The 21,139-nt window shown below is 69.3% G+C and carries 13 protein-coding genes; 5 read left to right on the plus strand and 8 right to left on the minus strand.

Annotation, left to right across the window (positions count from 1 at the left end; genetic code table 11):
• Nucleotides 1–538: 538 nt before the first annotated feature.
• From ENSA7_RS14225 to ENSA7_RS14240, 4 genes are all read right to left on the minus strand, one after another.
• Nucleotides 539–3,490: a serine/threonine-protein kinase gene (locus ENSA7_RS14225; RefSeq protein ID WP_106089829.1), complete on the minus strand. Its 2,952-nt coding sequence runs from the start codon at nucleotides 3,488–3,490 to the stop codon at nucleotides 539–541.
• Nucleotides 3,491–3,496: 6 nt separating this feature from the next.
• Nucleotides 3,497–4,141, minus strand: a complete 645-nt coding sequence (locus ENSA7_RS14230; protein ID WP_244923799.1) for an RNA polymerase sigma factor — start codon at nucleotides 4,139–4,141, stop codon at nucleotides 3,497–3,499.
• A gap of 9 nt (nucleotides 4,142–4,150) precedes the next feature.
• Entirely contained in the window at nucleotides 4,151–4,369 is a 219-nt protein-coding gene (gene infA / locus ENSA7_RS14235; RefSeq protein WP_052549740.1) for a translation initiation factor IF-1, read from the minus strand.
• A 298-nt stretch (nucleotides 4,370–4,667) separates the two neighbouring features.
• The gene (locus tag ENSA7_RS14240; RefSeq protein WP_106089831.1) at nucleotides 4,668–5,402 is read right to left on the minus strand and encodes a hypothetical protein; all 735 of its coding nucleotides are present in this window, start codon (nucleotides 5,400–5,402) and stop codon (nucleotides 4,668–4,670) included.
• Nucleotides 5,403–5,918: 516 nt separating this feature from the next.
• On the opposite strand from ENSA7_RS14240, the gene ENSA7_RS45345 reads away from it, so the two are divergent.
• The gene (locus ENSA7_RS45345) at nucleotides 5,919–9,554 is read left to right on the plus strand and encodes an amidohydrolase family protein (RefSeq protein WP_244923800.1); all 3,636 of its coding nucleotides are present in this window, start codon (nucleotides 5,919–5,921) and stop codon (nucleotides 9,552–9,554) included.
• 6 nt (nucleotides 9,555–9,560) lie between these two features.
• On the opposite strand, the gene ENSA7_RS14255 is transcribed toward ENSA7_RS45345, so the two are convergent.
• The 3 genes from ENSA7_RS14255 to aspS all read right to left on the minus strand — a co-directional run bounded on the left by ENSA7_RS14255 (nucleotide 9,561) and on the right by aspS (nucleotide 14,224).
• Nucleotides 9,561–10,349 (minus strand): M50 family metallopeptidase, encoded by a 789-nt coding sequence (locus ENSA7_RS14255; RefSeq protein ID WP_181233725.1) that lies wholly within the window; start codon nucleotides 10,347–10,349, stop codon nucleotides 9,561–9,563.
• 112 nt (nucleotides 10,350–10,461) lie between these two features.
• Complete coding sequence (gene lnt / locus ENSA7_RS14260) at nucleotides 10,462–12,363, minus strand: apolipoprotein N-acyltransferase (protein ID WP_146157678.1); 1,902 nt, start codon at nucleotides 12,361–12,363, stop codon at nucleotides 10,462–10,464.
• Between the two features lie 10 nt (nucleotides 12,364–12,373).
• On the minus strand, nucleotides 12,374–14,224 hold the full coding sequence (aspS, locus tag ENSA7_RS14265) for an aspartate--tRNA ligase (RefSeq protein ID WP_106089834.1): 1,851 nt from the start codon (nucleotides 14,222–14,224) through the stop codon (nucleotides 12,374–12,376).
• A gap of 288 nt (nucleotides 14,225–14,512) precedes the next feature.
• Here aspS and ENSA7_RS14270 point away from each other — a divergent pair, with 288 nt between their 5' ends.
• The 4 genes from ENSA7_RS14270 (at nucleotide 14,513) to ENSA7_RS14285 (ending at nucleotide 19,455) form a co-directional block, all read left to right on the plus strand.
• On the plus strand, nucleotides 14,513–15,403 hold the full coding sequence (locus tag ENSA7_RS14270) for a metallophosphoesterase family protein (protein ID WP_106089835.1): 891 nt from the start codon (nucleotides 14,513–14,515) through the stop codon (nucleotides 15,401–15,403).
• Between the two features lie 359 nt (nucleotides 15,404–15,762).
• A complete protein-coding gene (locus ENSA7_RS14275; protein WP_181233726.1) occupies nucleotides 15,763–17,001 on the plus strand; it encodes an FHA domain-containing serine/threonine-protein kinase in 1,239 nt (412 codons plus the stop codon).
• A gap of 9 nt (nucleotides 17,002–17,010) precedes the next feature.
• On the plus strand, nucleotides 17,011–19,014 hold the full coding sequence (locus tag ENSA7_RS14280) for a cytochrome c3 family protein (protein WP_146157679.1): 2,004 nt from the start codon (nucleotides 17,011–17,013) through the stop codon (nucleotides 19,012–19,014).
• Between the two features lie 33 nt (nucleotides 19,015–19,047).
• Complete coding sequence (locus ENSA7_RS14285; protein ID WP_106089838.1) at nucleotides 19,048–19,455, plus strand: hypothetical protein; 408 nt, start codon at nucleotides 19,048–19,050, stop codon at nucleotides 19,453–19,455.
• 18 nt (nucleotides 19,456–19,473) lie between these two features.
• On the opposite strand, the gene cls is transcribed toward ENSA7_RS14285, so the two are convergent.
• Entirely contained in the window at nucleotides 19,474–20,982 is a 1,509-nt protein-coding gene (cls, locus tag ENSA7_RS14290; RefSeq protein ID WP_181233727.1) for a cardiolipin synthase, read from the minus strand.
• Nucleotides 20,983–21,139 lie beyond the last annotated feature (157 nt).

Here is a 21,139-nt window from a genome sequence, read left to right on the forward strand (position 1 = left end):
GGGGTCACTCGCTTCGCGCTGCGGGGTCACTCGCTTCGCGCTGCGGGGTCACTCGCTTCGCGCTGCGGGGTCACTCGCTTCGCGCTGCGGGGTCACTCGCTTCGCGCTGCGGGGTCACTCGCTTCGCTCGTTCCCTCTTGGCCGTTTGTTCGCAGCCGCATGATTGGCCCCCTAGAAGGGGGCTCACGTCGCGTGAGCGGACGTTTCGCACTGCGGGGTCACTCGCTTCGCTCGCTCCCCTCTTGGCCGTTTGTTCGCAGCCGCATGATTGGCCCCCTAGAAGGGGGCTCGCGTCGCGTGAGCCTGGATTTCCGTGGTTCTGGGGAAAGTCATCGTGGGCAGATAACCGCACAGCCAGATGCCCCGACGAAGGAAACCGTTCCGGGACCCGCGGACCTTCCCAAGCTACGAAAACCTCTGCTCACGCGACGTGAGCCCCCTTCTAGGGGGCCACTCATGCGGCTGCGAACAAACGGCCAAGAGGGGAGCGAGCGAAGCGAGTGACCCCGAAGTGTGAAGCCGTCTGTGGGGGTCATGGCTAAAACAGGCCGCGGAAGCCGTTGTTTTTTTTCTTTTTCTTTTTGGCCGTCTGCGTGGCTTTGGCGGCGGCTTCGGGGTGGTTGGCGGCTAGCTGGCCTTGGACTTGGGCTAGCTTGGCGTCGAGGCCGACGCAGGCGCTGTCAGCTTCGCCTGGGCCTGGGGTGGCGGGGATCGTGAGCGAGCGGTTGTGGAGGGCGTCGAGGTAGTAGGGGTCGTCGCTGTTGGCGATCGTGTCGAGGGTCTTGCTGAACGCGACGCACGGGGTGGGAGAGCCGGCGGCTTCGGCCAGGTCGAGGGCTAGCTGACGGCGCAGGTCCATGCGGGCGACCATGCTGGGATCGTGCTGGAGCTCGTCGATGATCCGGTGCCGGGTGACGTAGCCGAGCGAGGCGGTCTCGTCGTTGATGACCTCGAGCAAGAAGGTGTGGCCGAGTCCGCCGAGCTCGCGCACGGCGACGTCGATCGCGACGCTGCGCAGCTTCTTGTCACGCAGGAGGTTGCGCAGCTCGGCCTCGAACTCGGTCTGCTTGGCGAGCGAGGCCTCTGATGCGGCGGCCTCGGCGTAGCGGTGCAGCGCGGTCACGCGGTTGGCGTCGCCGCCCGCGAGCGCGAGGGCGCGGCCGTCTCGCCACAGGAGGCCGCCGTCGTCCGGGAATTCGTCGCGGGCCTGGGCGATCACCTGCAAGGCCGCGGCGCTGTCCTTGGCGATCAGCAGGCGATCGATCTCGAGGTAGACCTTGGCGTCGGGCTTGGGCCGCTCGCCACGCTGGGGGTCGTCTGAATCGCCGTTGTTGGCGTTGGCGCTGGCGCTGGCGCTGTTGGTGGTGGCGACGGCCGGCTCGTCCGGATCAGCGTTCTCGCTGCCCGAATCGGTGGGGAGCAGCGCGATGAGGATCAAGATGGCGAGCACGCCCACGCCACCGATGACCCAGCCGCGCGGGATCTTGCGGGGGCCCGGCGCGACCATGGACGGGGGCGGGAGCGGGGGCAGAATTGCCTGCGGGGCAGGGCCGCTCGCACCCGCCGGATCATCCCAGAACATCGTCGCGCCGGAGGCGGTCGGCGCTGGCTCGGCGATCGAGCCTGGGCCCATGAGCGCGGCCTCGATCCCGGCGATCGCCGTGATCGCGTCCGGCACCCGGCGGTCGCGGTCCTTGATCAACAGATCCGCGACCAGCTCGCGCAGCGCGACCGGCACGCGCAGCGGCAGCGCGGGCGGCTCGCTGGCCAGCTGCATCCGCAGCAGCGTCACCGGATCGGTGGAGATGAACGGTGGGTGGCCGGCCAGCAGCTCGTAGAGGATCACGCCGGTCGCGTAGATGTCGGTGCGCGCGTCGACGACCTCGCCGCGACACTGCTCGGGGCTCATGTACGCGGGGGTCCCAAACACCTGACCAAACTGCGTCAGCGCCCGTCGAGATGTGGCGGCCTCCGCGACCTTGGCGAGCCCAAAGTCGACGAGCTGGATGTACTCGTTGCCGGCCGGATCGCGGATCACGAACACGTTCTCGGGCTTGAGGTCGCGGTGCACGACCTGGTGGGCGTGGGCGTGGGCGAGCGCGCTCAGCAGCTGCAAGACCAGGTGGGCCGCGCGGACCGGCTCGACGCCGAGGCCGGACTCGATCAGCTCGCGCAGCTCCATGCCCTCGAGCAGCGGCATGACCAGGTAGTGGGCGACGTTGCCCGCTCCGGGGGTGGTCCCGTGGGTGAACACGGGGACGATGTTGGGGTGATCGAGCTCGCTCGCGGTCTGGGCCTCGCGCTCGAACCGGGCGGCGAGCTCCTCGTCGTCGGCCAGCGCCGCGTGGAGGATCTTGACGGCGACCGGTGTGCCGGTCTGGGTGTCCTCGGCGCGAAACACCGCCCCCATCCCGCCGACCCCGAGCAGCGCGATCAGGCGAAACCGGCCCGCGACCATGTGACCGGGCATGTGCTCGGGCTTGCTGGGCAGCGGCGCGTGAGCGGGTGCAGCCTGGGGGAGCTCGCCCGTGGCCGCGGTCAGATCAGTGGCCGCGGCGAACTCGTTGGTGGCCCCGAGCGCGTCGATCGGCGGATCGGTCTGGCCGTCAGCCCCGCCCACGGTGGTGCTGCGCTCGCGCAGGCGCTCGCGCAGCTCGGTGAGCTGGGCCCGCGCGAGCTCGGCCGACGCGGGTCGCTGGTGGCGTGACTTCTCGAGCAGCGACTCGACCCAGGCCGCGAGCGGGGCCGGGACCGAGTCGGGCAGCGGCGGCGGCGGGGCCATGATCTGCATGCGCAGGATCCCAGCGAGATCGTCGCTGTCAAACGGTGGCTTGCCGCTGAGCAGCTCGAACGCCAGCAGCCCGGCCGAGTAGAGATCGCTGCGCTCGTCGACCTTGCCGCCCGCGGCCTGCTCGGGGCTCATGTAGCGCGGGGTCCCAAACACCATGCCTGCGCGGGTCAGGACCTCGGCGGCCCCGTCGGCGTCGAGCAGCTTGGCGATCCCAAAGTCGACGATCTTGGCGACCTGTTGCCCGCGCAGATCGACGACCATGAACACGTTCTCGGGCTTGAGATCGCGGTGCACGATCCCGCAGTGATGGGCGTGCTCGAGCCCCGCGAGGATCTGATCGAGCACCTCACACGCGTCGACCGGATCCCACGGCTTGCCCAGCGACGCGCCGAGCTCCCGGCCCTCGAGCAGATCCATGACCAGGTACTTCACGCCCGCTGACGTGGTCCCAAAGTCGCTGACCCGCACACAGTTGGGGTGGTCGAGCCGCGAGGCGCTGTGGGCCTCACGATCGAAGCGCTTGCTGATCGACGGATCGCCGCCGATGTCGGGATGCAGGACCTTGATCGCTACATCGCGCTGCAAGCTGGTGTGCCGGGCCCGATACACGGCGCCCATGCCCCCGGCCCCGAGCAGCGCGTCGAGCCGGTAGTGGTCATCGAGGACCTGGCCGATCATGGCCTCGAGCGGGGCCGGCATGGGGTCTCAGGGCTCCTCGGTGGGAGTGGGGGCGAGGTTGTCGCGCAGCGCCTTGGCCCAGTCATCAAAGTTCGCCTGGGTGCTGCGGCGCAGCTCCTCGCTGGTCGCGAGCTCGACGATCAGCTCGTCGAGCCGCTGACGCGCGCGCTGCAGTCGGCGCTTGATCGTGCCCTCGGGCGTGTCGATCACCGCCGCGATCTCGCGCACGCTCAGCCCCTCCCAGTAGTGCAGCTCGAGCGCGACCTGCATCTCGAGCGGGAGGTGGCGCATCGCGGTGAGCAGCAGCTTTTGCTCTTCCCGCGCGGCGATGTGGGCCGTCGCCGATCCGAGCCCGAGATCCGCGACCGACTGCTGGCCAACCTCGACGACCGCGTCGCGGCGCTGGCGATCGCGGATGTGGGTGTACAGCCGGTTGCGCGCGATCGTGTAGAGGTAGGTTCGAAAGCTGGCGTCGCCGCGGTAGCGGTCTTTGCCCTTCACACAGCCAAGGAAGGTCTGCTGGGTCAGATCCTCGGCGGCGTCGTCGACCTTGCTCCGGAAGAACCGATAGATCGAGTCGAAGTGGCGCGCGAACAGCTCGCGACCCGCACGCTCATCACCCGCGCGCCAGGACTCGAGCAGTTCGAAGTCTGGTTTTGGCTCCGCGCTCACGCTGACAATCTACCGCACTCGGTAGATGATGCGCCCGCGGTTGGGATCGTAGGGGGAGACGGCGACTTTCACCCGGTCGCCGAGGACGACCTTGATTCGAAATTTCCGCATTTTGCCGGCGAGGTGGGCGATGACCGAGTGATCGTCATCGATCTTCACCCGAAACATGCCGCCGGTGAGGACTTCGATGACGACGCCGTCGAACTCGATGTGGTCGTCCTTGCTCACGGGGCGGAGGGTAGGGGGGTGCCGCCGCGTTCGCAAGAGCAGCGGTCCGCCAAGATCGATCGAGCACACTCTCGGGCAATCTCGGCCAATCCTGCCGCCCCTGGGCCCCGGCCGCCCGGATGGAGTCACTCGCGCCCAGCTCGACCCAGACGCCCAAGCGCGTGAGGCCGCGTCGGTTCGAGCCTGCCCGGGATCGCCTACCCTGGACCGAGCCCCCAAAACGAGCGAATCGCGCCACCCAGACCTGGGAGACGCGACGCGGCTGCAGTCGGCGCGAAGCGGTGCGCCTGTGGGGTCTCTAGTAGTGGACGTTGGTGCCTTCGAAGGCGACGGTGGCCTGGCGCAGGCTGTCGGCGAGCAGGTCGTCGATGTCTGCCTGCTCGAGCGCCTCGCTGAAGTCGACCCCGTCAAACAGGTGGTTGTAGGCCTTGCTGACGGTCAGCTTCTTGGAGAAGTGCTGGTCCTTGCTGATCGAGAACGGCCCACCGCCCTCGATCTCACTGATGTCGACCTGCACGTCGAGCTCGACGTCGGTCCGCCAGGTGAAGTCGATGTGCTCGTCACCGCGCACGGCTGACCCGGTCAAGTACACGGTCGCGCCCATGGCAGCCGGGTTGTCGACCTCGTCTGCGGGGCCGTACTCGACCAGCAGCTCGCAGTAGGTGCCGGAGTTGGCCCGCACGCCGCCGACGCCCGCGACCTCGGAGTCCGCGGTGGTGCCCACGTTCTCGGCCAGCGCCCCCCAGTACATCTCCACGGCGAAGCGCTCACCATCACAGCCCAGCAGCGTCACCGCGCTGGTCGTCACGTAGGCCTCGTTGACGAACACGTCCCAGCCCATGTCGTTGGCGAACAGCAGCTGATCGCCGTTGCGCGACGGCACGTTGCCCGCCTCGTCCGGCGTGCTGTGGCTGGTGGTGAACACATCGACGACCCCCGTGCGCTGGCCGAGCTGATCGAACAGCTCGCAGCCGGAGGTGAGCGCGAGGGTGGAGGCGAGGAGGGCGGCGAACGGGGGGATACGGCGGGTCATGGTCGTGGCCTCGGCGGGTGGTCGGTGGGTGCCGAGAAGGGCAGAGGGGGGGCCGATCTGGGAGCCTGGGCTGGTCAAACCGTCAGGCCGGTCAAAGGATCAAATCGACATTCGTAGTTAGCAACATTACAAGAATTTGCGCAAGATAAATGTTGGCGCGAGGCTGGCCAAACCCACCCAATTTCGGCCCTCAATGACAAAATGATCATGGAGAGATCTCTCTGCTGGCGATTCTGAGCAGGATTACGCGATTTCGAGCCCCAATCTCGCGGATGGTGCGAAACCAATGTGAGATATATTTGTAATCGAAGCTCCCACCCGCGATCGTCGCGAATCCCCAGTAATTCGTGTTTCGGGCGCCCCGCGAAGCTGGTGAAACCTCGCAGGGTTGATGTGCGACAGTCTGGCCAGATGACTCGCCCTTGGCTCCATCGCTGGTCGATCCCGTTGTCCCTGGTCTGTGTGTCGGCGTCGATCGCCTGTGCACCCACATCGTCGGGCCCAGACACACCCGCAATGGCGCCGCCCGGGTCCAGTGTCCGCGACGCGGGCATGGATCCGCCCAAGCTGTGCGCCGAGGATCCGGCGGCCGAGCCAGGCAAGTCGGACTGCGCGTGGGACGTGCAGCAGCCCCCAGGTGACGAGCGCGAGGTCGCAATCGCGACCGACACGGGCACCTGGATGAACCTCGATCTCAGCCCCGACGGCCAGACGATCGTGTTCGACCTGCTCGGAGACCTCTATGTACTGCCGCGCGCGGGCGGGACCGCCAAGCCGCTGACCGAGGGCATGGCCTGGGACATGCAGCCGCGCTTCTCCCCGGACGGCAAGTGGATCGCGTTCACCAGCGACCGCGGCGGCGGGGACAACATCTGGGTGCTGGCCGCCGACGGATCCGGCGAGCCCCGGCCGGTCACCAACGAAGACTTTCGGCTGCTGAGCGCCCCCGCGTGGTCGCCGGACGGCGAGTACATCGTGGCCCGCAAGCACTTCACCTCGCGGCGCAGCATCGGCGCGGGCGAGATGTGGCTGTACCACCGCAGCGGCGGCAAGGGTGTGCAGCTGACCAACAAGCGGACCGAGCAAAAGGACGCGGGCGAGCCGGTGTTCTCCCCCGACGGTCGCTACCTCTACTTCTCCGAGGATCTGACCCCAGGCGGCGCGTTCGACTACAACAAGGATCCCAACGCCCAGATCTACGCGATTCAGCGGCTCGATCTCGAGGAGTCTCGGCTCGAGCGCTACATCGGCGGCGCGGGCGGGGCGGTGCGACCGACCCCGTCCCCCGATGGCAAGCTCATGGCCTACGTCCGGCGCGTGCAGCTCGACTCGGTGCTGTACGTGCGCGAGCTGGAAAGCGGCGCCGAGTGGCCGGTCTACGACGCGCTCGATCGCGACATGCAAGAGACCTGGGCGATCCACGGGGTCTACCCGCAGATCGACTGGACCCCGGACTCGCAGACGCTGGTGTTCTGGGCCGGCGGCAAGCTCCACGAGGTCGGGGCTCGCGGGGGCGCGGTCGCGGACATCCCGTTTCGGGTCGAGCACACCCGCACGGTCTCGACGGCCGCCCGGTTCCCCGTCGAGGTCGCGCCCGCGCAGTTCGACGTCAAGCTGCTGCGCTGGCCGCAGCTGAGCCCCGACGGCGGCAAGCTGGTCTACCAGGCGCTCGGCAAGCTCTACGTGCGCGACATGCAGAGCGGCGAGGTTCGGCGGTTGACCAAGCAAGACGACCATCACGAGTACTACCCGAGCCTCTCGCGCGACGGGCAGTGGGTGGTCTACGTCAGCTGGGACGACGCAGCGCTGGGATCCGTGCGGGTGGTCCCGATCACTGGTGGCGAGGGCAGGCTCGTCAGCCCCACGCCGGGTCACTACGTCGAGCCGGTGTTGTCGCCCGACAACACCCAGGTGATCTATCGCCGGGTCTCGGGCGGCGGTCTGATCTCGCCGCGATGGTCCGAGCAGCGGGGGGTGTACGCGCTGCCGATCTCGCTCGGCGGCGCCGCCAAGCGAACCCGCCGCGGCGCGCCTGCTGAGGTCGCCAAGGAGGTCCTGGTCAGCCGCACGGGCGCCGAGCCGCAGTTTGGGGCTCGCTCGGATCGCGTGTACCTGCTCGAGGACGGCTCCGAAGACGCCCGGCTGCTGACCAGCATGGAGCTCGATGGCAAGCAGCGGCGCGAGCACTATCAGTCGGCCCGGGCCGAGCAATTCGCGGTCTCACCCGACGGCCGGTTCGTCGCGTTCGTCGAGGGCTTTCGTGTCTACGTGATCCCGTTTCCGCAGCTCGGGCGGGACGACGCCAAGCCGGTCGAGATCGGCCCCGGCGGCGCGGGCCTGCCAGTTGGCAAGGTCAGCGAGCAGGCCGGGTGGTTCGTGCACTGGTCGGGCGACGGCAAGGCGCTGCACTGGGTGCTCGGGCCCGAGCTGCACACGCGTCCGCTGCACGACGTGTTCGCGTTTCTCGACGGCGCGCCCGAGCGCCAGGCCCAGGCCGCGCGCCAGCTCGAGGCGATCCATGCCGAGTACGAGCGCGCCAAGGCCGACGCGCTCACGGCCGAGGAGTGCAAGGATCTGGCCCGCAAGTACGACGTCCTGCACGACGAGTTCCCCGGCACCATGGCGGTCGCGCGCTTCAACGTGGGCGCCGTGTGGAAAGCCTGCGGCGACGAGCAGAAGGCCGCGGCGATCCTCGCCGAGGTTCGCGTCGACCACCCCGAATTCGCCAGCAAGACCGAGGTCATGAAGGCCGCGCCCACGCCCGAGCCCAAGATCGACGTCGTCAACGTCGGGTTCTCGGTCCCCAGCGACGTGCCAACCGGCAAGCTCGCGCTGGTCGGCGGCAAGCTCGTGACCATGAAGGGTGATCAGGTGATCGCCGACGGCACGATCGTGATCGACGGCAACCGGATCGTCGCGGTCGGTCCGCGCAACCAGGTCCAGATCCCGGCCGACGCCAAGCAGGTCGACGTCTCGGGTCACACGCTGATCCCCGGGCTCGTCGACGTCCACGCTCACGGGCCGCAGGGCACCCACGGGATCCAGCCCGAGCAAAACTGGCTGCACTACGCCGAGCTCGGGTTTGGGGTCACGACCGTCCACGATCCCAGCAACGACAGCCTCACGATCTTCTCGACCTCGGAGCTGGTCCGCGCGGGCGAGGCCGTCGGCCCGCGGATCTACTCGACCGGCACGATCCTCTATGGCGCCGAGGGCTCGTTCCGGTCGCAGGTCGAGACCCTCGACGACGCGCGCATGCACCTGCGCCGCATGAAGTCGATCGGCGCGATCTCGGTCAAGAGCTACAACCAGCCCCGCCGAGACCAGCGCCAGAAGGTGCTACAGGCCGCGCGCGAGCTCGAGATGATGGTCGTGCCCGAGGGCGGCTCGCTGTATCAGCACAACATGACGATGGTCGTGGATGGCCACACCGGGGTCGAGCACGCGATCCCGGTCGCCGCGATCTACGACGACGTTCGCCAGCTGTGGGGGGCCACGCAGGTCGGCTACACGCCTACGCTGGTGGTCGCGTACGGCGGGATCTGGGGCGAGAACTACTGGTATCAGCACACCGACGTGTGGGACCACGATCGCCTGCTCAGCTTCGTGCCCCGCGACAACATCGATCCGCGGGCGCGCCGACGCATGCACGTGGGCGAGGGCGACTGGAACCACTTTCGGGCCGCCGAGGTCGCCAAGCAGCTGTCGGACGCCGGGGTCGGCGTGAACCTGGGCGCGCACGGCCAGCGCGAGGGCTTGGGCGCGCACTGGGAGCTGTGGATGTTCGTGCAGGGGGGCATGACCCCACACGAGGCCCTGCGCGCGGGCACCCTCAACGGCGCTCGCTACATCGGGCTCGACGCGGACATCGGCTCGCTCGAGGTCGGCAAGCTGGCCGACATCGCCGTGATCGAGGGCGATCCGCTCACCGACATTCGGACCAGTGACAAGGTCGCGTACACGCTGATCAACGGGCGGATGTTCGACGCCTCGACCATGGCCGAGCTCGGCAACCACCCACGCGACGCGACGCCGCTGTGGTGGCAGCTCGACGAGGCGGCCCGACCCGAGGGCACGCTGGCGATCCCGGCCAGCGGGGCCTCGCTCAGCACTGGCGCCGCGGATGCCCAGCACGCGACCTGTCGGCACTGACCGCGATCAGCTCTTGGCGCGCTTGCGGGGCCACAGCCGCAGGCCGTCGAAGCCCTTGAAGAACACCCACAAGCCGGCGCCGAGCACCGCCAGCGAGAACAGCCCGCACAGGCCACCCCACAGCCAGTAGGGGCCGAACAGCGCGTTGGACATCTGGCTGACGTCCGAGGGCATCACGCCGTCCGCCGTGTGGGCGAACTCCATGAACAGGTAGTCCCCGCGCGAGAACACCGACAGCGCGAGCTGGGTGGCGAGGAACACCAGGCCGAGCTGGGCGGGCTCGGCCTGCTTGCGGGTGCCGAGCACCGCGAGCAGGACGGCGAGCGCCGCGACGAAGCCCCAGCCAAACGGGTTGCGGACCACGAGGACCGCGATCGCGACCAGCGCGAACACCCCAGCCATCAAGGTGTACTGGGTCGCCTTGGGGTTGCGCGCGAGCACGAAGCCGACCGAGGCGATGATCGCGGGACCGACGAGCCCGCCAGCGGCGACCAGGGCCTGGCGGATCGGACCGAAGCCCGCGCCGGCCGACCAGGTCGCGGCCCCCGACGCGTCGGGGTGCATCACGAAGCTGTCGAAGTGGCCGCCGAGCAGCGCGGCCGTGAACCCGTGGCCGAGCTCGTGGACCAGCGTCGACAGCCAGATCAGCGGCATCGCCACGACAAACCCGTAGGGCACGAAGTACAGCGCCAGGGTCACCGCGATGCTGCCGAGCAGAAACCACCGGGTGCGGCGGGCGATCTGCTCCGGATCGCTGTTGCGCGCGCGTTGCTTGATCTCGTCGTAGGAAGCCACCGCGGGACAAACTAGCACCGAGCCCCGCGATGTCACACGCGCGCCGCGCCAGCTGCCCGCCAGGCCGAGCCAGCTGCCCGCCAGGCCGAGCCAGCTGCCCGCCAGGCCGAGATCACGCCGTTGGTTCGGCGCTCGCGGCCGCGCGCGGGCGACGGTAGCGGCTGCTCGCCCAGACCCCCAGCAGGCCCGCGATACACAGCCAGCCGAACAGGCTGCCGGTCCAGCCGAACACCGTGCGCCGCTCGGCGGACATCATGGGGACATCGACGGCGAACCCCTCGGCGCCGCGGAACAGGTCAGCGTCGGAGTCGGTGACCTCGGTCTGCTCGACGACCCGGCCGACGGGATCGACGTAGGCCGAGATCCCGGCGTTGACGGATCGCAGCAGGCCCTTGCGGTGCTCGACCGCGCGGAACACCGCGAGCCCGAGGTGCTCGGACTGCTCGCGGGTCTTGCCGAACCACGAGTCGTTGGTCAGGTTGACCAGGGCGTGGACGCCCTCGTTGGCGACCTCGCGGGTGAACCCGGCCAGGATGTCTTCGTAGCAGATCAGCGCGCCAAACTCGTAGCCGGCGGCCGTAATCGCGGCTGGCCCGTCGCCGCGATTGAGGTGCGAGGCCGACGGGATCTTGTCGAGGTACCAGGCCGGGTCGACCCCGGGCGGGGCGGCCTCGCCAAACATCAGGGGGTAGTTCTTGTCGTAGCGGTCGCCCCAGCGGCCGTCCCGATCCAGCACCCACGCGGTGTTCCAGGCGTAGGGGTTCTCGCCGGTCGCGTCGCGGGTCACGAGCCCGACGATCACGGGGACGTCGAAGCCGCGCTGGATCCGGCGGCGGTCATTGGGCTCGAGATCCTGCTCGTGTTGACGGCTGAACCGGCCGTAGGGGTAGGCGGTCTCGCCCCACAAGACCACCTGGGCGCCGTCAGCCTGCAGCGCCGCGGTGACCCGCTGGAGCTCGCGCAGGAGCAGCGGCTTCATCCCGGGGGTGCTGTAGGTCTCGATCCCAAAGTTGCCCTGGACCACGCCCACGCGCAGCTGCGGCGCGGCTTGCATGGCCGCGTCGACCTGCTTGATGCGAACCCAGCCGTACGCGGGCACGCCGATCATCCACGCCGCGAGGGTACCGACGGCGACCTTGTCGAGCTTGCCAGTCTCGATGTAGCTGAGGATGCACTCCCAGATCGCGGCGTTGATCGCGATCATCACGAAGCTGACCGCCAGCGCCCCGCCGATCTCGGCGGTCTGGATCCACAGCGGCTGCCACGCCCAGCTGAGCGCCATGTGGACCGGGAAGATGCTGATCGTGGACATCAGCAGCTCGACGGCCGCCCACGTCATCGGGAAGATCAGCAGCGTCGAGCGGCCGGTCTTGTCGCACACGAGCCGGGTGATCCATGCGGACAGCGCCCACTGGAGCCCCAAAAACAGCGCGAACAAGCTGGTGATCCCGGCCGCGCCCGCGGTGCCAAACCCGGCGAACCGGGTCAGCAGCTCGCCCATCCAGTAGAAGCCGACGAACACCGCGACGTAGCCGGCGATCCAGCCGTAGAAGAACGCGAACTTGGGCGAGCGACCGTGGATCGCCCACAGCAGGGGCACCCAGCCGAAGAAGGCCAGCCACCACACGTCGATGTCCGGCGCGGAGATCCACATCGCCGAGCCCGTTGCGACGGCGGCCAGCAGCCGCAGCGGATCCCAGAACCGATGGACCGCCGTGCTCGGCGTCGACCCCGTGGGCTGGGGACGCTTGGCCCCGGCAGCGGGATCGGGGCTGTTGTCGATCCAGCCCGCGGCCTGGTTGTGACGCCTGGACGCGGACTGGACCAGCTCGAGTCGGTCCTGCTCGGTCGTGTCGTCGTCGATCGTGTGGACGATCTCGTTCATGCTCGAGCTCGAGCTCGGGCTCGACCCAGAACTGGCAGGGTCCCGAAACCGCTCACGCGAACCGGAGCTGGCCGATGCCGAGCCGGACTTGGTGATCCGCGGCTTGCTGTCGCTGTCGTCGGCGCTCACGCTGGGGCTCCTAGGTCTCGCCCGCGTCGGGCGCTTGGCCCGCCGCTTCGTTGGGCAGCGCCCGATGACGGATGAACAGCTCGGCCAGCTGCGGCTCGTCGGCCGGGGTCGGGCACTGGGTCATGAGGTCTTGACCCTTTTGGGTCTTGGGGAACGCGATCACGTCGCGGAGGCTGTCGGCCTCGGACATCAACATCGACAGGCGATCGACGCCGAGCGCGATCCCGCCGTGGGGCGGCGGCCCGTACTTGAACGCGTCGAGCAGGAACCCGAACTTGGCCTGCTTCTCCGCCTCGCTCATGCCGAGCGCCTCGAACACCTTGGCCTGGACGTCGGCCTGGTGGATCCGGATCGAGCCGCCGCCGATCTCGTTGCCGTTGAGCACCAGGTCGTAGGCGCGGGCGAGGACCTTGCCGGGATCACTGCTCAGCAGCTCGACGTGCTCGTCGCGCGGGGAGGTGAAGGGGTGGTGGGACGAGACCCAGTTGCCGTCGCGGTTGCGCTCGAACAGCGGGAAGTCGGTGACCCACAAGAAGTTCCAGGGCGTGGGCCCCGAGCCCGCGAGCAGCCCGAGCTCGTCGCGCAGATGCAGGCGGATCGCGTTGAGCACCGTGTGCGTGGTCTCGAAGTCGTCGGCCACGAACAGCAGCAGCGAGCCGGGCTCGGCGCCCATCTCCGCGCTGATCTTGGTCTGCAGCTCGGCCGAGATGAACTTGGCGCTGCCGCCTTGCCAGATCCCGCCGTCCTCGACGCGGGCCCACGCGAGCCCCTTGGCGCCGCCGGACTCGCGCTTCTTGGCGAAGGCCGTGAGCTTGTCGATCTTCCCGCGCCCGTAGCCGGGGCCGTGCTCGGGCGGCAGGCACAGGCCCTTGACGTACGGCGCGCCCTCGAACACCGCGAACCCACAGCCGCGGGTGAGCGCGGTCAGATCCGAGAGCTCGAGCCCAAACCGCGTGTCCGGCTTGTCGGAGCCGTAGCGAGCCATGGCCTGGGCCCAGGTCAGGCGCCGAAACGGGGTCGGGATCTCGACGCCCAGCAGATCCTTCCACAGCCGGATCATCAGGGACTCGATCGCCTCGAACACCAGCTCGGGCGTGGCGAAGCTGAGCTCGACGTCGATCTGGGTGAACTCGGGCTGACGATCGTTGCGCAGATCTTCGTCGCGGAAGCAGCGGGTGATCTGAAAGTACTTGTCGAAGCCCGAGACCATGAACAGCTGCTTGAAGATCTGCGGGCTCTCGGCGAGCGCGTAGAAGCAGCCAGGGTTGAGCCGGCTGGGCACCAAGAAGTTGCGGGCCCCGCCCGGGGTGTACTTGACCATGTACGGGGTCTCGAGCTCGAGGAACCCGAGCTCGGACATGTGCGCGCGGGTGATGGTCCCGAGCCGCGACCGCAAGATGAAGTTGCGCTGCAGCGAGGGCCGGCGCAGATCCAGGTAGCGGTACTGCAGGCGCAGGTTCTCGTGGGTGTCGAGCCGCTCGTCCTTCGAGATGTCGAACGGCGGGGTCTCGGCCTTGGAGAACAATTCGAAGACGTCGACCTCGAGCTCGATCTCACCGGTCGCCATGTTGGGGTTGGCGTTGGGGGTGCCGTCGTTGTCGACGCGCCGCAAGATCTTGCCACAGACGCCGATGCAGTGCTCGCTGCGCAGCGCCTGCGCAGCTTCGTAGGCGTCCGCGTCGACGTCGGGCCCGAACACGACCTGGGTCATGCCCTCGCGGTCGCGCAGATCCACGAAGATCCGCCCGCCGTGATCGCGGCGAGAGTTGACCCAGCCGAACAGCACAGCGCGCTCGCCTTCGTCGCTCAGCCGCAAGTCTCCGCAGGTGTGGGTCCGACCGATCTCGAGCAGGGTTGGCATGTCGCCGCAATGTAGACAAAACTCGCCGGGCTCGCACGGCCGTCCATCGCGGGCGGCGCAGGGGGCTGTCACCGGCGCGAGCCGGGTTTTTGGCTCGCTCGCCGACGCCACCACCGGCTGGGTCGGCGCGCGGCCGGGGCCCGCGGGGGGCTGCGGCGGCGCTGGGGGAGCGGGCCCGATCTGGGCCCGATCGGGTCCAGATCGCGTGCTAAATAGTGAGCGGGCGCTCGCTGCCGAGCTCGAGCTGGCTACATCCGACCGAGATCGCCCCGTCAGCCGCACCAGATCATGCCGCTCCGCTTTCTCCATTGCTCCGACATCCACCTGCTGAGCCTCCGCGGGGTGGGGCCACATCGGTTCCTCAACAAGCGCCTGACCGGCGGTGTCAACCTCATGCTCAAGCGGGGCAAGCACCACGATGGCAGGTTGTTCGATCGGCTGGTCGAGCACGCCCGCGAGCTCGCGGTCGATCGAGTCGTGATCACCGGTGACCTCAGCAACCTCGCGCTCGAGCAGGAGTTCGAGCACATCGCCGACAAGCTCGCGGGCATCGGGCTGCCGGTCACCGTGATCCCCGGCAACCATGACGCGTACACGCGTGGCTCGGTGCGGAGCCGCCGCTTCGAGGCCATGCTGGGCCAGTTCATGGAGGGCGAGCGCGCCGACAACGACGGGCAGTACTACCCGTTCGTCCAGCGCTTCGAGGAGGTCGCGCTGGTCGGCGTCTCGACTGCCCAGGCCAGCTTGCCCCTGTACGCGGTGGGCACCGTCGGCGACGCGCAGCTCGGGCGCCTCGATGCCGCGCTCGAGCGGCTGCAGGGCGAGGGCCTCACGCGGATCGTGCTGATTCACCACCCGGTGATGCACGGCGAGGCCCTGCGTCGGCATGACCTGATCGATCTCGAGGCCTTCGGGCAGGTCGTCGCCCGTCGCGGCGCCGAGTTGATCTTGCATGGCCACGAGCACCGGGAGATCCAGGGCACGATCCCGGGCGTCGACGCGCCGGTACCGGTCCACGGGATCAGCTCCGCGACCAACACCTCGCGCCACCCAGGCCGCGAAGCCGCGTTTTGCGTGTATCGCGTGGAAGGCCGGCAGATCGACCGCGACGTGTATCGCTGGGACGGCGACGACTTTCGCCCAGCCAGCGCAACTGCGGCCGCGCGCGCGCTCGGGTGACGATCCGGTCGGCCCCGCTCACCCGGCACCCAGTCGGTAGGGGAACCAGCACCGCACAGGCGAGCAGCGATCTGCGGCGCCAGGCTCGGGGCTGATCGGACCCCGTCAGTGACCCGTCGGAGGCCTGCGCATCGAGGGCGCGACCGGACGCGAAGCGGCCGCTCAAAGCCAAGTGCATGAACGGCAGCCGAGCCCCCTTCTAGGGGGCCACACATGCGCCCGCGCACAGCTAGCCCCGAGGAGCGCAGCGACCGGACGCGAAGCGGCCGCTTTCGGCGAAGTCCCAGATGTCTGTGGGGGTAAAAACCAGTGCGAAGTCCCAGATGTCTGTGGGGGTAAAAACCAGTACAGTGGCCGCGATGGCCGAATGCCCGCACAAGCGGATCCGGCCCCTCGGTGAAGGGGCGGTCGGCGACGTGCATTTGTGTGTCGACGTGATCGACCGCCGCCTCGTCGTGGTGAAGTGGTTGCGCGCCGAGGTCCACGAGAACAGCGAAGCGGCGGTCCGCTTCACTCGTGAGGCCGACCTGATGTTGAGCATGAACCTCTACGGCGTGATCCGGGTCGAGACGTGGAACGTCGACGACTACGGGCGCACGTGGATGGCGATGGAGTTCGTCGACGGGTTGGTGCCCTCGGCGGTGATCCGGCCCGGCGACGGATGGGCAGTGCACCGCATGCTCGAGGGCGTGGGCCGCAGCCTCGACGAGCTCCACGGCGACGGCGTGCTGCACCGCGATCTCAAGCCCGACAACGTGTTGCTGCGCAACCGACCCGACGGCTGGGAGCCCGTGATCATCGATCTCGGCATCGCCAAGTGGCTGTCCGAAGAGGCCGCGACCACGACTGGCTCGGTGTTCGGGACCCCGCACTACATGAGCCCGGAGCAATTCCGCGACACCAAGCACGTCGGCCCGGCCACGGATCGCTACGCGCTCGCGGTGCTGTGCTACGAGCTGCTGTGTGGTCGGCCGCCCTTCGACGGGCGCAACCTACCGGATCTGCTTCAGCAGCACATGAACGCCCCGGTGCCCCCGCTGCGGGTCCCGATCCCGGCGCAGGCCCACGAGAACGGCAGCACCCTGCACGCCAGCGACCAGCGGGTGGTCGCGGCGCCCAACATCGATCGCTTCATGGAGAAGGCGATGGCCAAGGATCCGCGCCATCGCTACTCCAGCTCGCGCGAGCAGTCCGACGCGTTCGCCCAGGCGGCCATGGCCGATCAGCTGTGGGCGCCCCCCGCCCGGCCCCAGCCGCTGTTCACGCCGCTGCCGATGCCAGTGATCCAGTTCAGCAGCCCGCAGGACCCCACGATCAAGAGCTTCGACGTGCGTCAGGGCCCGGTCGTGCTCGGCCGCCACGAGGCGTGTCAGTTCCAGGTCACCTCGCGGCGGCTCAGCCGGCTGCACGCGTGCGTCTTCAGTCATCGTGGGCAGCTGTGGCTCGCGGATCTGCACAGCCAAAACGGCACGGTCTTTCAGGGGCGCAGCATGACCCCAGGGATCCCGTCGCCGCTTCCAACTGACGGCACCAAGGCGTCGATTCGCCTCTACGATCGAGAGATCATCATTCAGGCGATCCCGGGGCCCGCGAGCTGAGCTCCCGGCGTGACCATGGCGCGCGCGTGGCTGGCTCCGACGCTGCTGTTCGGTCCCGCGCTGGCCTGGTCGATCGCGGCGGCGGCCGGGCTCGCGTGGACGGCCACCGACACCGCGGCGTGGGCTGACCTCGAGCGCCACGGCGATCCGGTCGCGGGCTCGGCCTCGTGCCGCGGCTGTCATCCGCAGCAGTGGCAGAGCTGGCACGACAGCTGGCATCGGACGATGACCCAGCGGCCCGAGACTGGCCGCGTCGTCGCGGCCGAGCGGGCGCTGGTCGGGCCGGTCGGCCCGGTCGGGCCGGTCGGGCCGGCCGCAGGGTCGGGCCGTCAGCGACAAGCGGGGGTCCTCGCGCCGTTCGCGGGCGAGCAGCTCGACTACGGTGGATTCCGCGCGACCATGGATCGCGGCGACGACGGCACGCCGCGGGTTGTCGTCCAGCGCCTCGACGACGCGGGGGATCAGGTCGTCGGTTCGCCCGTGCTCGACGTCGCGGTCGCGCTGACGGTCGGTAGCCATCGCTATCAGCAGTACGTCGCACAGCTCGGCCGAGCGGGCGGCGACGACTCCGAGCTGTGGCGGCTGCCGGTCGCGTGGCACCGGGCCGAGCAGCGCTGGATCCACATGAACGGGGCGTTCGTCGAGCCCGAGGGCGAGGTCGGCTCACTGCCCGACTACGAGCGCCACCTGAGCCGCTGGAACGACAACTGCGTATTCTGCCACAACACCGAGCCGGTGCCCGGGCGCAGCGACGACTGGCCAGGCTTTCGGACCCGCGTCGGCGAGCTCGGGATCGCGTGCGAGGCCTGTCACGGGCCGGCCAGCGTCCACCTCGAGCGCCACCTCGGCAACCCGCTGCGCCGCCTGCTCGCGTCCGCCGATCCCGGCACGGATGGATCGATCGCCAACCCGTCGACGCTCACGCCCGCGCGCGAGAGCGAGGTCTGCGGTCGATGTCACGGCCAGCGGATCGCCAAGGACATCGCCGCTGTGATGCGCGACGGCGACGGCTTCATCGCCGGGGACGAGCTCGCCAGCGTGTCGCGCCCGATCTTCGCCGACTCGACGATCGCCGGGGCCGAGGGGCTGGAGCACGGGCGCCCGTTCGCCGCGAGGTTCTGGCCCGACGGGACCCCGCGCCTGTCCGCGTACGAGTACCAGGGCCTGCTGTTGTCGCCGTGCTGGGATCCCGCGGGAGACGACGGCCTCGGCTGCGGGCACTGCCACGACATGCACGGGGCCACCCCCGATGGTCAGCCCCGCGCCGGACGGACCGGGGAGGGCGCCTGCGTCAGCTGTCACTCGCCGGACACGCTCGGCGGCGCGCAGCGTTCGGGCGGGCACGGCGGTCATGGCCAGCACGTGGGCGCCGTCGACTGTCTCGACTGCCACATGCCGCGGATCACCTACGGCTTGCTCGAGGGCATGGTCACCCACCGGATCTCGAGCCCTGATCCGGCCGCGTTGCTCGGGCGCGCCGACCAACCTGACGCGTGCACGCAGTGCCACGTCGATCGCTCGCGCGCGTGGGCGGCCGAGTCGATGGCGGCGCTGAACCTGCGATCCAGCCCGGTCGATCCGAGCGCCGCGCAGGCCGAAGAGCGGGTCGCGTCCCGCGTGGTCCTGGACTTGATCGGCGGCGATCCGATCCAGCGCAACCTGGCCGCGCACGCGCTCGCGCGACCGGGCGCGACCGGATCGCTCGAGGCCCGCATGGCGTGGATCGCCGAGGGGCTCGAGGACGAGTACCCCTCGGTTCGGTGGTTTGCGTGGCGAGGGCTGCGGTCGCTGGTCGAGCAGCTGGACGTCGAGCAGGTCGAACAGCAGGACCGCCGCGCCGCGCTGCTCGACGAGCTGCAGCAGTTCGACTACCTCGGGCCGATCGACGCCCGCGTCGAGATCATCACCCGCGTGCGCGCGCTGCTGGGTCCCGGGCCGCTGGCCGATCACCCCGAGCTGCACGAGCAGCTGGCGGCCGATCGCTGGGCCCTGGCGATCTGGATCGGCGAGTGACGGGGGCGAGGTTCGGCGCTACAACCGGGTCGCGTGAGCGCTGATCGACACCTCCGCGCCTCGATCGCCCTCGTCGCGCTGTTCCTGGCCAGCGGCCTGTGGCTCGAGGCCATGTACGGTCTGCGCGCCGAAGGCTGGATCGACGATCCGCTGCGCCGTGAATTCCTGCGGCTCGGCCACGCCCACGGCGGCCTACTCGGACTCGTCAACATCGCGCTCGCGTGGGCGCTCGAGCGCCTGGCCACGCCGGCGAGCTGGGCCCGCAAGATCCGTTGGGCTGCATTGCTCGGCGCCGCGCTCGTCGGCGCCGGCTTCATGCTCGGGGGCCTGCTGCACGGCCCCACGGATCCGGGACCCCCCGTGCTCGCGGTCCCGGCTGGCGCGATGCTGCTGCTGAGCTCGCTCGTCGCGACCGCGCTGCTCAAATCCGACGACGAATAGTCCGCGGACAGTCCGAACCTAGAGGAGGGGGGACAGGATTCGGGCGAAGCCCTCGGCGAGGCGCCAGCGCAGGGGCACGCGTTCGCGATCACTCGCGTGGACCCTGCACCCGTCGGCCAGATCCGCCACGAACACCTGGGCGAGCGCGCGGGTCACCGCGTCGTCGTAGAACATCGCCGTGACCTCGTAGTTCAGGTACAGGCTGCGCACGTCCATGTTGGCCGAGCCGATCATCGCGACGCTGTCGTCGACCACCATGTACTTCGCGTGGATCATGCCCGGGCGGTACTCGTGGATCTCGCACCCGGCCGCGAGCAGCTCGTCGTAGTAGCTGCGCGCGGCCCAGGCGACCAGGCGAATGTCATTGTCGATCGGGTTGGGCACCAGGATCTTGACGTCGACCCCCCGCATCGCGGCGGTCTGCAGGATCAGGCTCAGCGGTTCATCGGGGATGAAGTAGGGCGTGACGATCCAGACCCGCTCGAGCGCGGTGCCGATCGCGGCCACGAAGGTCGCGGCGATCACCGAGGCGTTGTTCTCACCGCGTCGACGGGTCTGATCCGGTCCGCTGGGGATGATCTGGACCAGCGGTCCGGTCGAGGTGATCGGCGTGCTCGGGCGCTCGAGCATCGACATCCCAGCGTCGCGCCGCGGGAGGTCGGCGTAGAGCTCGACGAGCTGGTCGGTCGCGGTCAGCCAGTCCTCGACGAACACGGCCTCGAGCCCGAGCACGGCGTCGCCGGTCAGCCGCACGAACAGGTCGTTCCACACCCGCCCGCTGCGGCTCGCGCCCCGATATTCGTCACCGACGTTGAGCCCGCCCGTGAACCCCAGCTCGCCGTCGATGCACAACAGCTTGCGATGGTTGCGAAAGTCCAGGCGCCCGCTGGGTCGCGCGATGAAGCGCAGGCGCAGCGGACCGAATCGGGCCACCTCACCCCCGGCCGCCCGCAGCGGCTCGAAGTGGCGCAGCGGCGTGCCGATGCTGCCGATGTCGTCGTACAGCAGACGAACCTTGACCCCGGCGGCGGCGCGCTCGGTCAGCAGCTCGATCAGGCGTCGGCCGGTCGCGTCGTCACGCCAGATGTAAAACTGCAGGTGAATCCGATGCTGGGCCGCCGCGATCGCGTGCTCGATCGCCTCGAAGGCCGGGCGCGGCCGCAGGATCTCGACCGCGTCGGCGTGGCGGATCGGCGCCGCCGAGTGCGCCAGCGCCAGATGCAGCAACCCCCTGACCTGCGGCGTGACAGCGACCGGAGAGGCCTCGAGGTTGGCGATCTCGGCGGTCGCCTCGGTTGGGCGCAGGCGCAGTCGACGACGGCTGCGTCGGCTGCGCCGTGCCTTGCGCCGCCCGATCAACAGGTACGCGACCAGGCCAACCACCGGCACGAGCACCAAGATCAGGATCCACGCGAGCGTCGCCGCCGGCCGTCGACGCTCGAGCACGATCGTGATCCCGGCGAACACTCCGTACGCGAGCAGGCTGATCTCGACCGCCAAGATCAGCTGTTGGGACGACTCGATCACATCGAACCGGGCGCGCGGCGAGGGGAGAGGGAGAGCACGGACGATCTGGGCGCCAGGAGCAGGACGCGCGCCGCACTTTAGCGCAACCTCAGCGTGCGCCGTAGCACCGGTGTGCGAACGGTTTCCGAGCTGCTGAGGATTGGCAGCGAAGCCCCGC

The sequence above is a fragment of the Enhygromyxa salina genome (assembly GCF_002994635.1).
Lineage (GTDB): Bacteria > Myxococcota_A > Polyangia > Nannocystales > Nannocystaceae > Plesiocystis > Plesiocystis salina_B.